General features: G+C 58.9%; 1 protein-coding gene. It reads right to left on the reverse strand.

Going from position 1 to position 404, the window contains the following annotated elements:
• Positions 1-262: PH domain-containing protein (locus tag M3212_RS21805; RefSeq protein ID WP_251195994.1), on the reverse strand; the 262-nt coding region annotated here is incomplete at its 3' end.
• Positions 263-404: the final 142 nt, after the last annotated feature.

Below are 404 nucleotides of genomic sequence, written 5' to 3' on the forward strand. Positions count from 1 at the left end.
CATCGTGGCCGCGTCGAACGACAACGCCATGGCGTAACATGACGCGGCGATCGGTGATCGTCATTGTTGTCGTGAACCATGTCAGCCAGGGGGAGAGGGTGCCGACGATAATGAGTGCGACTGCGATAGTGACAACGATCGGCCAATACTGTGCTCGCATGTCGGAAGGCATGATTCCAAGCAGAGCGGCCGCTCCGACAACCCCAACAAACCCCATGACGACGGGCCAGAAGAGGGCTTTGGCGTGACGACGGGTGTGCACGAGTACCGTCTCGTTACGGTTATGCCTCAGTGGCTGTCCAACTCGCACCATGTTTCCAGTATGGACGATTCGCGCTGCGAAGTGGTTGCGGCTGCCGGAGGTGAGTCTGAGTCCTACGCCCGTCACGGTGGGCGTTTTATGT

The organism is Halalkalibacter oceani (genome assembly GCF_023715705.1).
GTDB lineage: Bacteria > Bacillota > Bacilli > Bacillales > Bacillaceae_D > Halalkalibacter > Halalkalibacter oceani_A.